At 41.1% G+C, this 15,067-nt stretch carries 11 protein-coding genes; 6 read left to right on the forward strand and 5 right to left on the reverse strand.

Features of this window, described 5'->3' with window-relative positions:
- Positions 1–170: 170 nt before the first annotated feature.
- Entirely contained in the window at positions 171–3,896 is a 3,726-nt protein-coding gene (locus H6G83_RS19375) for a HEAT repeat domain-containing protein (RefSeq protein WP_199328506.1), read from the reverse strand.
- Positions 3,897–5,614: 1,718 nt separating this feature from the next.
- On the opposite strand from H6G83_RS19375, the gene nifH reads away from it, so the two are divergent.
- On the forward strand, positions 5,615–6,508 hold the full coding sequence (gene nifH, locus H6G83_RS19380) for a nitrogenase iron protein (RefSeq protein ID WP_190475283.1): 894 nt from the start codon (positions 5,615–5,617) through the stop codon (positions 6,506–6,508).
- Between the two features lie 405 nt (positions 6,509–6,913).
- Here nifH and H6G83_RS19385 read toward each other — a convergent pair whose 3' ends face one another.
- Positions 6,914–7,222, reverse strand: a complete 309-nt coding sequence (locus tag H6G83_RS19385; protein ID WP_390822389.1) for a TIGR03792 family protein — start codon at positions 7,220–7,222, stop codon at positions 6,914–6,916.
- Positions 7,223–7,354: 132 nt separating this feature from the next.
- On the opposite strand from H6G83_RS19385, the gene H6G83_RS19390 reads away from it, so the two are divergent.
- Entirely contained in the window at positions 7,355–7,678 is a 324-nt protein-coding gene (locus tag H6G83_RS19390; protein WP_190475285.1) for a phasin family protein, read from the forward strand.
- 76 nt (positions 7,679–7,754) lie between these two features.
- On the forward strand, positions 7,755–8,276 hold the full coding sequence (locus H6G83_RS19395) for an FKBP-type peptidyl-prolyl cis-trans isomerase (RefSeq protein ID WP_190475287.1): 522 nt from the start codon (positions 7,755–7,757) through the stop codon (positions 8,274–8,276).
- A 67-nt stretch (positions 8,277–8,343) separates the two neighbouring features.
- Here H6G83_RS19395 and dnaB read toward each other — a convergent pair whose 3' ends face one another.
- The gene (gene dnaB / locus H6G83_RS19400; RefSeq protein ID WP_190475289.1) at positions 8,344–10,212 is read right to left on the reverse strand and encodes a replicative DNA helicase; all 1,869 of its coding nucleotides are present in this window, start codon (positions 10,210–10,212) and stop codon (positions 8,344–8,346) included.
- Positions 10,213–10,278: 66 nt separating this feature from the next.
- Between dnaB and H6G83_RS35975 the strand changes: the two genes are divergently transcribed.
- Complete coding sequence (locus H6G83_RS35975; protein WP_277876373.1) at positions 10,279–10,410, forward strand: hypothetical protein; 132 nt, start codon at positions 10,279–10,281, stop codon at positions 10,408–10,410.
- Here the strand turns inward: H6G83_RS35975 and rplI are convergent.
- Both rplI and gloB read right to left on the reverse strand, forming a co-directional pair.
- On the reverse strand, positions 10,403–10,861 hold the full coding sequence (gene rplI / locus H6G83_RS19405; protein WP_190475291.1) for a 50S ribosomal protein L9: 459 nt from the start codon (positions 10,859–10,861) through the stop codon (positions 10,403–10,405). The genes H6G83_RS35975 and rplI overlap by 8 nt on opposite strands.
- Positions 10,862–11,223: 362 nt before the next feature.
- Positions 11,224–11,997 carry a hydroxyacylglutathione hydrolase gene (gene gloB / locus H6G83_RS19410; RefSeq protein WP_190475293.1) on the reverse strand — a complete coding sequence of 258 codons (774 nt, stop codon included), beginning with the start codon at positions 11,995–11,997 and terminating at the stop codon, positions 11,224–11,226.
- A gap of 985 nt (positions 11,998–12,982) precedes the next feature.
- On the opposite strand from gloB, the gene H6G83_RS19415 reads away from it, so the two are divergent.
- Positions 12,983–13,213, forward strand: a complete 231-nt coding sequence (locus H6G83_RS19415; protein WP_190475295.1) for a hypothetical protein — start codon at positions 12,983–12,985, stop codon at positions 13,211–13,213.
- A 567-nt stretch (positions 13,214–13,780) separates the two neighbouring features.
- Complete coding sequence (locus H6G83_RS19420) at positions 13,781–14,977, forward strand: glycosyltransferase family 4 protein (RefSeq protein ID WP_190475297.1); 1,197 nt, start codon at positions 13,781–13,783, stop codon at positions 14,975–14,977.
- The last annotated feature ends 90 nt before the right edge of the window (positions 14,978–15,067 follow it).

Below are 15,067 nucleotides of genomic sequence, written 5' to 3' on the forward strand. Positions count from 1 at the left end.
CATGATACTGGGTTGTCTGCACCTGGGTGGTTTAATATAGCAGGTAACAGGTAACAGTCTTTAAAGCCTGTTCTTATAAGCATTTTATGCTTAGTCGGTGTCCTAACCTATCAGGGGATTGCTATACATTATTTTTTACCACCCAGGCACAGAGTTTACATCATACTCAATTACAAATTACGCATTAAATCCAATTCTCTCAACTTCTGACCAGCAAAATCCCTGACTTGCTCATCTGGGTCATTGTGGGCGCGATCGCGGAATAATTGTATAGTCTGGGGATGGTGGGGATATTGTTCGATAATGCTTTCTAAGGCTAATTGGCGGGGGTTTTGCTGGAAGTTGTACTCACGCTGAAAGGGGTCATTCATCGCACAGTGATAAAACACTTCAAACATATCAGGGTGATTTTTAAAACTGCGGGTTAACTCTTGCAATGCTGTGTGTCGCACATCCAAATGGGTATCTGCAATAGCACGTTTTTTCAAAATTGGCAAGATATCCGGGTCATCTTTAAAGCCCCTAGCTAATTCCTGTAATGCAGCTTGGCGGACGTTGGCGTATTTATCAGATGTGGCGCGTTTTTTGAGAATTGATAAGGTGTCGGGGTCATGTTTAAAACCCCTGGCTAATTCTTGCACAGCCGCCCGGCGCACAGACTCATTATCGTCAGATGTGGTGCGCCCTTTAAGAATTGGTAAGGTATCGGGGTCATGTTTAAAACCCCTAGCTAATTCTTGCACAGATGCCCGCCTGACATCCGAGTGCATATCAACAACCGCACGTTGTTTGAGAATTGATACTGTATCGGGGTCATGTTTAAAACCCCTAGCTAATTCTTGCACAGCCGCCCGCCTGACATACTTATCATTGTCAATGGTGGCGCGTGCTTTCAACCAGGGGAGAGTTTGCGGTTCATCTTTGAAACCCCTAGCTAATTCTTGCACTGCGGCTTGACGGACATTAAAAGAATTGTCAGCGATCGCACTCTGTTTAAGAATAGATAAAGTATCCGCATCATCCTTAAACACCCTCGCTAATTCCTGCACTGCGGCTTGGCGCACATACTCATTATCATCGCTAGCTACACTCTGTTTAAGAATAGATAAAGTTGCAGAGTCATTCTTAAACACCCTCGCTAATTCTTGCACTGCGGCTTGGCGCACAGTCCAATCATCACTAATAGCACATTGTTTCAGCCAAGATAGAGTATCGGGATTATTTTTAAAAGCTCTGACTAATTCTTGCACCACAACTTGTCTCACCGCCCCCGAATTATCGGCTACAGTGCGTCCTTTCAACCAAGGTAGGGTATTCTGGTCATCTTTAAAACTCTTGACTAACTCCTGCACTGCGGTTTGACGGACATACTCACTATCATCAATTGTTCCCCGTTGCTTGACAATTGACAGGGTATCAGGATCATCTCGAAAACCCCTAGCTAATTCTTGCACTGCGGCTTGACGGATAGTCCAGTCATTATCTGTGGTAGCGCATTTTTTCAACCAAGGTAATATATCGGGGTCATCTTTGAAACTCCGCGCTAATTCTTGCAAGGCGGCGCAGCGCACATAGTCCCGTTCATCACTTGTAGCTAGTTGTTGCAACCAAGGCAAAGTTTCTGAGTCATCTTTCCAAGTTGTAGCGACAGATGTCACGGCTTTGGTACGAATTTCTTGTACTAGCTGAGTTTCTTCCTCATCAAAATAATGTTGATAATAGTAGCCAAGGTCATATTTAGTTAAAGCTTTGATTTTTGGCAATAATTTATTCGCTGTGGATGCTACTAATAAGCGATTTCGTACTTCTGCCAGACATTTAGCGGCGAGAAAAATATTAATAAATTTATCTTGTTCACCATTCTGAGCCATTAAATATTCGATAATTTCACAGACAAACCTGGGTTCAATCATGGCTGTAATTAAACGCAGAATTTCATGCCAAGTTTCATCTCGCCAATGTTTGCCAAATACTTCTTGATTTAAATCATGAATAGAGAGAGTTTGTGTTTCTTTAAATTGCCAGACAAATTCCCAAGCACAGAAATATTCTAAAAAAGTCCGGTGGACAAAAGCATAATAATCTGCGCCCAGGTAAGATAACATAAAGTTGCGAGTCCGTAGTTGATTAATCATGACTCTGGCAACTATGATAGGTTGGTCAAATTCGATATTTTTCAAATAACGAATTAAAATCTTTTCTAAATCGCTTGTACTAATCAAATTACCAGCCAAACCCTTGGCGCTGGTTTGCATATGATAAGCCACTTGACGTAACATGGCTTGCTTATCTTTATAATCGATGGTTTTCGGGTCTAGGCGATAATCTTCCACCAAAGCGCGTTCTACATCCCATTGATGCAGTAATACCCTTGATGCTTGCTCATACAGCGTGGCTCTATCCCTGGGTAAATCTTGGTTACGGTTGAGGATAGCCATCATAGTTAATAGTAAAGGATTACCTGCGAGTTCAGCGATCGCATACGACGTATCAATAGCCCTATGCAGCCTTTCCTTTTTCCTTCGCCTATCACCTGCATCACTGAACGTTAATTCATGCCAACGATGGATAAAATCTTGTATTTGTTCCACCTCCAAATCTTGTAACATAAAGTGGCGAAATTCTGCATCTCGCAAACGTTGAGGTTTGTAGCCAATAACGCGAGAAGTAACAATTACTCGCACATCAGGATACTCATTAGTAAAACGATGAATATCAGTAATAATATCTTCCCTTTGTCCAGGTTCAAATACCTCATCTAAACCATCAAACATGACCAAAGCATTACCAGTCTTTAGCTGTTCATGCAGTTTGTGTTGATTAAGATGGTGAACTATACCACTGCTTTTATCAAAGAAATCGATAAAATTACTACATTCGTTATTTTCTAGCCGCCGCATATAAGTCCGTAACTCAATTAATAAAGGTAGCGGCTGAGAAATAGCATTTCCTAGTGGCGTTTCCGCCCAATTTAAGGCGAGGAATTGTAATAAAGTCGATTTGCCTGAACCTGGATCACCTAAAATTACCATATATTGATAACTTTGGCGATTATTTATCACATCTAATACAGAAACAGATGGCTGATTAATATAAGCTTGTTTGTAATAAGCTAATTCGTCTACAGAAATATCCTCTACTTGGTTACTTTCTTTTAGTTGTTTTAAATGTTCCTTCGGTAGTTCATGGACTTGAGGCACAACTTGATGAACTTCCCGCACATTCTGCACAATAAACATTTGCCACAACTTCAACTCATTGTAGGCATAACCGCTAGTATCTAAACTATCTAACTTCAAGTTACCATATCGTTCTCGCAGTGCTTCTTGATAGCCAAGCAAATCAAATTTCGTAGGTATAGTAGCGATTTGCTGCAAGCTTTCCCTAATATCTTCTAAATGTTGAGAATCTAAAATCGGGCGTAGCTTATCTGACTCTCGAATAATAGCTTTAACTTTTTTGAGATAACGTTTAGCTAGTCTTTCCCAATCAAAGTCTTGGGGTAAAGGTGGGAGATTATTTTCATACCAAACCTTGGCTAAACTCTGAGCATTAATAACTTGACAATCTGGTTTAAAAGGTAAACTCAAAATATTTTGTAGAGTTTTGTTGTGAATAAAAATACTTAAAGGACGAGTATATTTTTGCAGTTCTGCTTCTTCTAAATCTGCATCTTCTAGTTCCTGCTGCATTAACTGTAAAAACTCCTTCAAGGCTGTACCAGCAGCAATTTCCACATCTTCCTTTTGCAGTTTCTGTAAAATATTGTTGGGGACAGATTTTAATAAGTCCTTAGCCCAGTCTTTCACAGCGTCCTTTGCTAAGTCTTCAAAAATCGACTTAAAAGCAAAACCCACAGCTTGAGTTACGCCCCAGACAGCCAACCAATCCAACATAATACCCGCGTTTGCCTAACTTTAAACTTTGAGTATATCTATTAGCGGTAGGAATAACTGTAGATTTTAGCATATTTGAAGAAATACAGTGAGTAAAGTGTAGAAGGATACTCTTAGTAATAAGCTAGTTTTAAATCAGTTATCAGTTATCAGTTATCAGTTATCAGTATTGAGGGCGTATATTGGGGGATAAACAAGCTTCACTCTATGCCTTTCACCAATTGGTGTGGTGTTTCACTTTCGTATTTAAGTAAGGGCGGGTTTAACGAACATATCTGTTTTTACCATGAATTACTCAATGAACCCGCCCCTACAACTGTTCACGTTAAAGGTTTGTAGTCAATACTTCAGACGCATTATTCAATCAATAGTATATGGGTTTTATCCTAGCGATCGCAGTATTTTTACTTCCCTTATTCTGACATCATCACTAAAAATAAATCTGATATAAATATTAATTTAAAATTAAGAAAAAATAAATACTCAAATTAGCAAAAACTTTCAGTAATTTTTAAAATGTCAATCTTGCACTAATTGATAATTTAAATACTCAAAAAAGATAAAATTTATATTTTTATTTTAAGAAAAATCAACATATAACCCTTTCACTGCAAGACTTTAACCATTATTATACCCAGCAAAAAATAAATCATATTTCTATAATACGTCTCCACAAAAAATAATTAGAGATTCAATCAATAAATTAGTAAACCTGTGTTAAGCTAACAATAGGAATCAAAAAAGTAAGCAAGCGAAAAGACTTCAAGTTAAATATTGGGGTAACTCAATAAAGTCCTTTTGCTCTGGTAAATCCACTTCAATATCGTTATGCTTTTGTATAGCGATAGAAATAATCCAGGTAAAGAGGATAGTAACCTCAAAACAAACTTGAAGTCAATCGTCACTGGCTTAGGTAATAATAGTCAGTCATAATTGCCTAACATAGCTAGTATTACTAGCCAGCGCAAATTACTCTAGGAGCCTGGGAAGAAAGACTCTTAGTACAAGTTGGCAATTCAAAAGCAATCAGAACGGTTATTGAACATAGTATCAAAAGAATTAACTATTTTGATTCACAAGCTATGTTCTAACAATTGCTAATTTTGGCAAGGAACCTGCAACAAATAGCAGACACCGTTCTCAGAGATTCAGGAGTTTTAGCATATTGTAAATAATCACCAATACATTGCCCAAATCGTGGTTTTAGGGGTTGCTAATGTATAGCTCTAATGGTAGAGGTAAATACTTATTTACCTGTATGAATTATGAGCATAGTGAGTGATTTTTGCAGGAATATTAGCTAGAAGTATCAGCATATCAGTCAAACTGAGAATTACTCAGCAGCCAGACAAATACAAGAGCAGGAAACTTGTCAAAACCATTCAGAGTGGTTAGCAATTTTGGTTAGTTGGGTTCAGGTAAACCTCCTGAATAAAGTTAAATTGCTGCTGTAACCACTCTTAAGGCTTGAGCAACCAATGGAGATTTATCACAACAACCTGCAATGTATATCTCAAGCTTTTCTCAGCTTTAGTCTGTCTGAGTACCAACTTTTTCTGAAGATGAAGTTGTATTTACTTCATCTGAGAAAACTATCTCGCTTTGCCTCTGGTAATACTTGCAATCTTTCCTTGATTTAAATCCTCATCTACGCAACCTCTAACCAAACATTTACTCTAGAACTTTGCATTTACATTCATTGTAGGAAAACACAAACCATGAGTATTGACAAAAAAATTAGACAGATTGCTTTCTACGGTAAAGGCGGTATTGGTAAGTCTACCACTTCTCAAAACACCTTGGCAGCTATGGCAGAAATGGGTCAGCGCATCCTTATTGTAGGTTGCGACCCCAAAGCAGACTCCACCCGTTTGATGCTACACTCTAAAGCTCAAACAACCGTACTTCACTTAGCAGCTGAACGCGGTGCAGTCGAAGATTTAGAACTAGAAGAAGTCATGCTTACAGGCTTCCGTGGTGTGAAGTGCGTGGAGTCTGGTGGCCCAGAACCCGGTGTAGGTTGTGCTGGTCGTGGTATCATCACTGCCATCAACTTCTTAGAAGAAAATGGTGCTTACCAAGATGTTGACTTCGTATCTTATGACGTACTAGGTGACGTTGTATGCGGTGGTTTCGCAATGCCTATCCGCGAAAATAAAGCGCAAGAAATTTACATCGTGACATCAGGAGAAATGATGGCGATGTACGCTGCAAACAACATTGCTCGTGGTATTTTGAAATATGCCCATACTGGCGGTGTGCGTTTGGGTGGTTTGATTTGTAACAGCCGTAACGTTGATAGAGAAATCGAACTCATCGAAACTCTGGCAAAACGTTTGAATACCCAAATGATTCACTACGTACCCCGCGACAACATTGTTCAACACGCTGAATTGCGTCGGATGACAGTTAACGAATATGCACCCGACAGCAACCAGTCTAACGAATACCGGATATTAGCTAACAAAATCATCAACAATCAAAACCTGAAGGTTCCTACGCCAATTGAAATGGAAGAACTAGAAGAGTTGTTGATTGAGTTTGGTATTCTTGAAAGTGAAGAAAATGCTGCCAAAATGATTGCTACTCCTGCTGAAAGCACCACTAAGTAAATAACTTAGAACCTGCATCTTCTCAATATGAATTTGGTGGACAGTGCAGCGCCCTACTAAATAAATAATGTGATGTAGTCCTGATATAGTTAATAACCCTAGCTTGTTGAAAGTTGGGGTTATTTTTTGTGTTGTTTTAACTAAACTCTTGATTACTCTCAAGAAACACAGGTGACAGTTGACAGGTGATAGGTGACAGAAACAAGAAAATAGGGAATAGTTGTGTTTCTTCTATATTTTGCGCTTCGCGTAGTCGCGCTAGTGGGAGGCTTATATCTTGCACCAGCCTCTTATTGACAAAATAACGAGATGAAAAGCTGATTATTTCGTAGGGTGGGCAGTGCAGGGAGCCATGTACTTATTGAGAAGGTGCAAGATGTTAGATTATGAACTAGTCTAGATTTTTTAATTATGGGGGAATTTCCGTACTTGATACTCCCCAAATTCCACGAACTCATAACAGTTACCCACAGCTTGCCTAAACCTTTGCTCAATCTCCTCCAAATCCTTGGCTGGTATGGCTTGCCAATGTTCCTTAGTCTCCCAATGAATCACAAAGATAACCTCTGTAGAGTCGTGGGGATTAATCCAAACTTCTTTACCCAAAAACCCCGGATATTGCGCTAATGCTGTTGTCCAAATCTCTGCATCCTTTTGAAGATAAGCTTCTCGTAAATCGGGGTTAACTTTAAACTTCAGAAATTCTATAACCACACCCATCCATCCCTTTATTTTTCCATCTGCCAAAATAGAGTTATAGGCTAGAATAACTACGCTTCCAGCATAGCTTGATTGCATACATCAGGAGCAAGGGGGCTGGTTTGAAAGAAGGAACAGGAAAGGAATATGGATAGCAGTAATTGGTTGCAGCAGCTAATGATGCTTGGTATTGGTACAACCTCTATCATGGCGGAAAAACTCAAGCAGGCTAGTGATGAGTTGGTGAAGGATGGTAAGCTCAATCCAGAGCAGGCTAAGGCGGTAATGGATGACATTGTACAGCAGTTAAAGTCGGAGCAGGGAAACTGGGATGCCCAAATGCAACGACAAGTGCGAAATATGATGCACGATTTAGGGGTAGCGCGTCAGTCGGAAGTGGATGAACTGCGGGGAAGAATTGACCGTTTAGAACGTCAATTACGCGATTTAGAAAATAAGCTTTGGCGTTAGGATACGCTTGTGTTTTAAACTAATGGTGTCCTGTTGGTAATTTTAGTTGCCAAACTACCTCATTGGGGGGCTAATTTTGAAAGGAATTTTACTCAGCATAGGTTTGATGCTGGTCTGTGTTGTAGTTTTGGTGTTAGCACAAGTAGGCAGTAAACAGGACTCTGCCATTGCTGCTAATCTACCTGAAACTACACCAGCAGTCACAAGTGTTAAAGAAAACAATACTCCAACCAAGAAAAATAATATGTCTGATGCTAACGCCGTCACTACAGCTTCTGGACTCAAGTATATAGAGGTAAGAGAAGGAACTGGTGCGACTCCTCAAACTGGACAAACTGTTGTAGTTCACTACACTGGTACTTTAGAAAATGGTACTAAATTTGATAGTTCACGCGATCGCAATAGTCCCTTCAGCTTCAAAATCGGCGTTGGACAGGTAATTAAAGGCTGGGATGAAGGACTCAGCACGATGAAAGTCGGCGGTCGTCGTACATTAATCATTCCCTCCGAATTGGGTTATGGTTCTCGCGGTGCTGGTGGTGTCATTCCTCCCAACGCTACCTTAATCTTTGACGTGGAATTGTTAGAGGTTAAGTAGGTATTGGGGGAAAGGGGAAAGGGGAAAGGGGAAAGGGGAAAGCCTCCTGTCTCCTGCCTCCTGCCTTTTAATAACCTGATCTAGCTAAGTTTTTGAACTTGGTAAATTGCGGGTCGAATAAGAGTTTGACTGTACCTGTGGGGCCGTTGCGGTGTTTGGCTACGATGACTTCGGCAATACCGCGATCGGGGCTATCGCTGTTATAGTAGTCATCGCGGTATAGCATGATGACTAAATCCGCGTCTTGTTCAATAGAATTATGAACAACGATGTTATTAGCAATAAAATTATGCAGCCCAGGAACAGTCAAATCAAACACTTCTTCCTCACCGCTATATTCAATTGCCACTATTTCATCCCAATAAACATCACTCTGAGCTAATAAATTTATATTTTCTTTTTTGACGACAGTAGTTAATCTTCCACTCTTCTGACTACTAGCAAACACCAATTCAGAATTGCTGAAATTAGTTAATAAAGGGTTTGGTAAAGCTAGGCTAGCTCCCGTTTCTAACTCATCTAGTCTACGCCAGCCATGAATGGTTAGGAATTTGTGATTAGCTGTAGCACGAATTTTGCACCCCTTACGAGTTGTTAGGGTAAATATAGGTTTAATACCAGTGGAAAAAGCATGACTAACAATTGCCTTTTCTAACTTCATTGTTGCTTGATTTAAAGCCCAAACTGCAAAACCAGACTTACCTACTAATTCTTTAATTGGTACTTGTAAACCGCTATCTGCTAACGTTATTAGACTATCACCAGTGAGACAACCTGATTCTCTCAAATCAGATAACATAGGACGCTTGTTAGTACGTGCTTCTACACCACGACTTAGCTGAGATAAAGCTATCACAGGTACAGATAATTCCCTAGCTAATCCTTTAAGAGAACGGGTAATTTTTGATAATTCTTGCACACGATTATCACCGCCTCCTTCCATTAATTGCAGATAATCTATTACTATCAAACCTAGTTCGACACCCTGTTCGGCTTGCAACCTGCGGGCTTGACTCCGCATTTGAGTAACGGTAATATTTGGTGTATCATCGATAAAAATGGGCATTTCCGAAAGCATACTAATTGCCCGGCTTAATGGTTCCCATTGTGTCTGACTAAGACGACCACTCCGCAGATAACCGCTTTCGATTTGGGCTTCACTTGCGAGTAGACGTTGTACCAGTTGCTCTTTAGACATTTCTAAACTGAAAACAGCTACAGGTAGCCTCATTCCCGCCGCAATGTTATTAGCTAGGTTAAGGCAAAATGCTGTTTTCCCCATTGATGGGCGACCAGCGACGATAATTAAATCCGATCGCTGAAAACCACTAGTCATGGCATCTAAATCATAAAACCCGCAGGGAATTCCAGGTAAAGCAATGCCTTGATTGCGTTCCTCAATTTCTTGGAAATTATTAATTAAGGTGTCGGCTATGTGAACTAAACCTGACTGGGGGCGTTCTTGCGTCACCCCAAAAACTTTCTGTTCTGCTTGGTCTAATACTATCGGTAATTCTTTATCTGTTTCGTAACCGAGATGAACAATTTCATTGCCAGCTTTAATTAATTGCCTTCGCAGGTACTTTTCCATGACCAACCCTGCTAAGGCATCAATATTGACAGCCGACACTGTACGGTCTACCAGTGTAGCTAATTTGTTTCTCCCACCAATCCGCGTCAACAAGTCATTATCAGCCAGCCAACTTGTGACCGAGAGTAAATCTGTAGGTTTGCCTTGGGCGTGGAGACGTAGGGCGGCTTGGTAAATGTCTTTGTGAGCGTTGACATAAAATGCTTCGGCAACCAGGCGATCGCTTACTCGACCAATACCTTCTGGATCTAACAGTATACCACCCAAAATCGCTTCTTCTGCTTCAATGTTTTGGGGCGGAAGGCGATTACTACCATCGCCATGAAAACTTAATTCTTCAGCCATAGGGGTGGGGAGAGTGAGGAGTAGGAGGAGTGGGGGGAGATGAGGGAGTAGGGGGAGTAGGGGGAGATGGGGAAGAGAACAGGGAAAGCTGGGGTAGTTATAATTCTTAGTTCTCCCTCATCTCCCTCATCTCCCTCATCTCCCTCATCCCCCTCATCCCCATCATCCCCCTCATCTCCCTCATCTCTTTCTAGCTAGCTACGACTTCGATATCAATTACTGCTGTCACGTCGGAGAATAGCTTGACTTCTGCTTTGTAAGAACCTAACTTGCCAATGTCAGGAATGGTAATACCACGACGGTCTACTTCTTGACTGGTAGCTGCTTGAATTGCATCTGCAACATCTTGGCTGGTGACTGTACCGAAAATAGCTTCGTTTTCACCAACTTGCTTGGCAATTTTCAAGCTGCCAACTTTTTCCAAAGCTGCTTTCTGCTCTAATGCTTGTTGTTTGAGTTCTGCTTGACGTTGCCGTTCTTGTTCGCGGCGACGTTCTACTTGCTTGAGAATACCAGGAGTAGCATGAGTTGCTAAACTCTGAGGAATCAAATAATTACGAGCATAGCCAGGAGCTACTTCCACTAAGTCGCCGGATCTGCCTAGCTTGCTGACATCCTTTGTTAAAACTAATTGTACGCGCTTCGCCATTGTTTTCTATTTTTCCTGTAAAATCTCATTAACTTGGGTTGCAGCAGGATAGCCCACGTTAGTGTAACTCTATTCCCAGCATTTCTATACCCTAAAGCTTACAGATCCTAGCGAACTGCTGGGGGCGATCGCAACTCTTTGTTGGCAAAAAATCGAAAAATGTTTGGGGACTGGGGACTGGGGGCTGGGGACTGGGGACTGGGGACTGGGGGAGCAGGGGAGCAGAGGAGCAGGGGAGCAGAGGAGCAGGGGAGCAGGGGAAAACAACTGATAACTGATAACTGACAACTGATAACTGACAACTGACAACTGATAACTGATAACTGACAACTGATAACTGTCAACTGTCAACTGACAACTACCTAAAACCTATCCTTCAATCCTCGGATACGCGCAAAGGTTTGGATGGGGTCGTTGCTGTTAACTGCTGCTTGTAATGAGGGTTGCTCCCAGCGTAAAAAAGGATTGGTGCGTTTTTCTACACCTAGTAATGATGGTACTGTGGCTATTCCCTGATTGCGTTGTGTTTTTACTTCATCAAGGCGCTTTTGTAATTCAGTATTCCCACTATCTACACTGAGTGCAAATTGTAAATTCTTTAATGTGTATTCGTGAGCGCACCAGACACGGGTATTTTCTGGGAGAGAACGTAGTTTAGTTAAAGATTCTACCATTTGTGCTGGTGTGCCTTCAAATAAGCGACCGCAACCACCAGCAAACAGGGTATCGCCACAGAATAATTCCCCAGGCTCGTCTGGTGTTTGGGGAGGGAAGTAGTAAGCAATGTGAGCGCGGGTATGTCCGGGTACGAAGAGGACTTCAGCTACTCTATCAGCAAATTGGATGCGATCGCCTTGTTGTAAAAATACTTCCTGCCCAGGGATTCTGCCTATATCCTCCGCGCCACCATAGACTTTTACTTGGGGAAACTTTTGGATTAACTGCTGGTTCCCACCTACATGATCATTGTGGTGGTGTGTATTAAAAATTGCCACTAGCTCTGCATTTAATTGCGCCAGTTGCTGAAGGACTGGCTCCGCCTCTGCTGGATCGACAACAGCCGCAATATTTTGTTGAGGGTCATGTAGTAAAAAAACGTAATTGTCTGAGAGTGCTGTTAGACGAATTACCTGCATGATATTTATCTCCTTTAACAGTGAACAGTGAACAGTTGTAGGGGCGGGTAGGGGCGGGTTCAGTAAAAAATTCATGAGGAAAACAAATATGTCAGTTAAACCCGCCCTTACAGAAATTCATAGTAAAAACAGATATGTTCGTTAAACCCGCCCGTACTTAGATAAGTTAGTGACACATCACACCAATTGCTGGAAAGCTTCGCGTGGCGCTTCTTTATCCCCCACCATACGCCCTGGCTGACTGATAACTGATAACTGATAACTGATAGTAAAAGGCAAAGGTTTCCCCCTTCCCCCTTTTCCCTTTCCCCTTTTCCCTTCCTGACAGGTGTAGGTTTTTTATTGGTGTTCCAAAAACCTTGGTTTGGGGTGTAAGGGTGTAAGGGTGTAGGGGTGTAGGGGTGAATAAAACAATGATTTTCTCGTTAGTTTTAGAGTCCTTACTCACTGCTAGATTAAAAACCTAAACTTGTGAGAGGGGGAGTAGGGGGAGTCTCTTAAGGGCAGGTTTTTCATAAAGTAATCAGTGAGGACTATAAGATTCAGTAAATTATCAGACTTTCATCTACCCCTACACCCTAAAATCAGTGTTTTTGGGTCGAAGTGTAAAAAACCTGCCCTTGAAAGCTTTTCCCTTCCCCCTTCCCACTTAGCTTTAAAAAAAACTTATATATTGCTGTGGCTACTTAAGACTACAGAAACCATGATAGTGTACAACCGTAATAACACGGATACTGTACAATAATATAAAAATATATCCAAATATTTATCAGTGATACCTCTGTAGGAGGATGTATAAATATAAAGTTTAATTAACTGGATTCTTTTGTACTGCTAGAATATTTAAACACCATGAATATACATACATGAATATCTGTTCTTAGTGAAAAATTTATCTAAACTCAGTATCTTGCTTAAGTAGTTTCTTTTTATACCTAAAGCAGATATTCATTCCCACATTCAGTTAGTGACCACAGGAAAAAATATGAGTAGTGACTACAGATACAGCTACAACAGTGTTTATAGTCAGTCAGAAACTGCAATTAAGCCAGTTGTAGATAGAATATTACGCTTCGGCAAATTAAGTCCCCAAGATCATGCTTTGCTGACCTCTGTAGTATTCAATGGCAATGATATTAGTGAAGCAGAACGTCGCCAAATTAATCGCATCTTTGACCAGATCCAGACAGGTCAATTAAAACTGATTGACTGGTAATAGCAATTCGCCATTCACAAACCTACTGAAGTGGCAAGCCTCAAATAGTTAGGACTTACGCACCGAGATTATCTATTGAGACAGGGTGTATACTTCCCTACGGGACGCTACCCGTAGCTTGCTTCCACGGAGTGGTACGACTGCGCTCAGTAACCGGGTGTAAGGGTGTAGGGGTATAGGTTTAGAGCTTTTACACCCCTCTTTTTAATAGTGAACAGTTGTAGGGGCGGGTAGGGGCGGGTTCAGTAAAAAATTCATGAGGAAAACAAATATGTCAGTTAAACCCGCCCTTACAGAAATTCATGGTAAAAACAGATATGTTCGTTAAACCCGCCCGTACTTAAATACAAAAGTGAAACACCACAGCAATTGGTGGAAGGCATTGGTGCGCTGTTACACCACACCATAAGCCCTGGCTGACTGATAACTGATAACTGATTTAAGGGAAGGATCAGGGGATCGTCAGACGCGCGAAAACACGCCTTAGCTCGTTTTCCTATGGCTACATCTTGAATGAGGATTTATGATTATCTTGGACAGGTTCAGTTATCCCAAGAATATTAAATTGTGAATCTACAAGCGAACAAATCCAACTTAAAAGTTTCCATAGTTGTCAGCGACTTATCCAGTGCGGGAGCAGGAAGGTGGGGAGGCGGTTCGGTACGTTCTTTTCTCCTAGCTCAAGCACTGCAAAAGCTGAATTATGAAGTCGAAATTTTAGGATTTGTCTTTGGTGAAGCAGCAGTATTTCCTCAATCAGAAATTCAGATTCATCAATTCATCGGTCATAATTACCCCAAGTTTTTAGGTTCGGCGGCGGAACTGTTAAAAAGAATTGATGGTGATATTATTTATGCGATGAGACCTAAACCTACAACTTTAGGCCTCTCTTTATGGAAAAAATTCAGAACTCGTCGCCCAGTCATTTTAGATATAGATGATTGGGAATTAAGCTGGTATGGGGGGGAAGAATGGCAATATCGTCCCTCTTGGAAGCAACTTTATCGTGATATTTTTAAGCCGGATGGAGCGTTACGCAATCCTGATCATCCCCTATATTTAAAATTTGTGGAGAGGATTGCACCAAAAGCTGATGCAGTCACAATTCATACTAAATTCTTACAAGAACGGTTCGGTGGGGTTTATATACCTAATGGTAAAGATACTGATTTGTTTAACCCCATCAACTACGATGCGGCAGAAAGCCGAGCTTTTTATGGGTTATCCAACTACAGAGTTTTAATGTTTCCTGGTGCGCCAAGACCATATAAAGGCGTGGAAGATATCCTCACGGCGTTAGATATTCTCAACGAACCCGATTTAAGACTCGTCATTGTCGGTGGTAGCCCTTATGATGACTATGATGCTCAACTTATGGAAAAGTGGGGACGTTGGATTATTAAGTTACCCAAGTCTCCACCTACGCAAATGCCGAAAATTGTCGCAGCTGCACATATTATTGTGGTTCCCCAACGGAATACGCCAGCTGCTTTGGCGCAGTTTCCCTTGAAGTTAACTGATGGGATGGCAATGGCTAAACCGATTTTAGCGACAAAAGTAGGGGATATTCCCGAAATTGTGGGAGAAACGGCTTTTTTAGTTGAGCCTGCTTGTCCTGAAGAAATGGCATTGCAGATTAAGTCGATTTTTGCAGATTGGGATGCTGCAAGCGATCGCGGTCGCCAAGCTAGGATAAGATGTATAGAAGCATACAGCATATCTGCTATGGCTACTACCCTAGAGTCAGTTATTGCCAGTTTGTAAGTATTTATAAGGAAACGGCAATGGTTGGTAGTAAATAGTAAATGAAGAGATCATCAAGCCTTGATGGATTGTGTTAAAAATAATTCTATT

The organism is Anabaena azotica FACHB-119, from assembly GCF_014697625.1.
Taxonomy (GTDB): Bacteria; Cyanobacteriota; Cyanobacteriia; order Cyanobacteriales; family Nostocaceae; genus Trichormus; species Trichormus azoticus_A.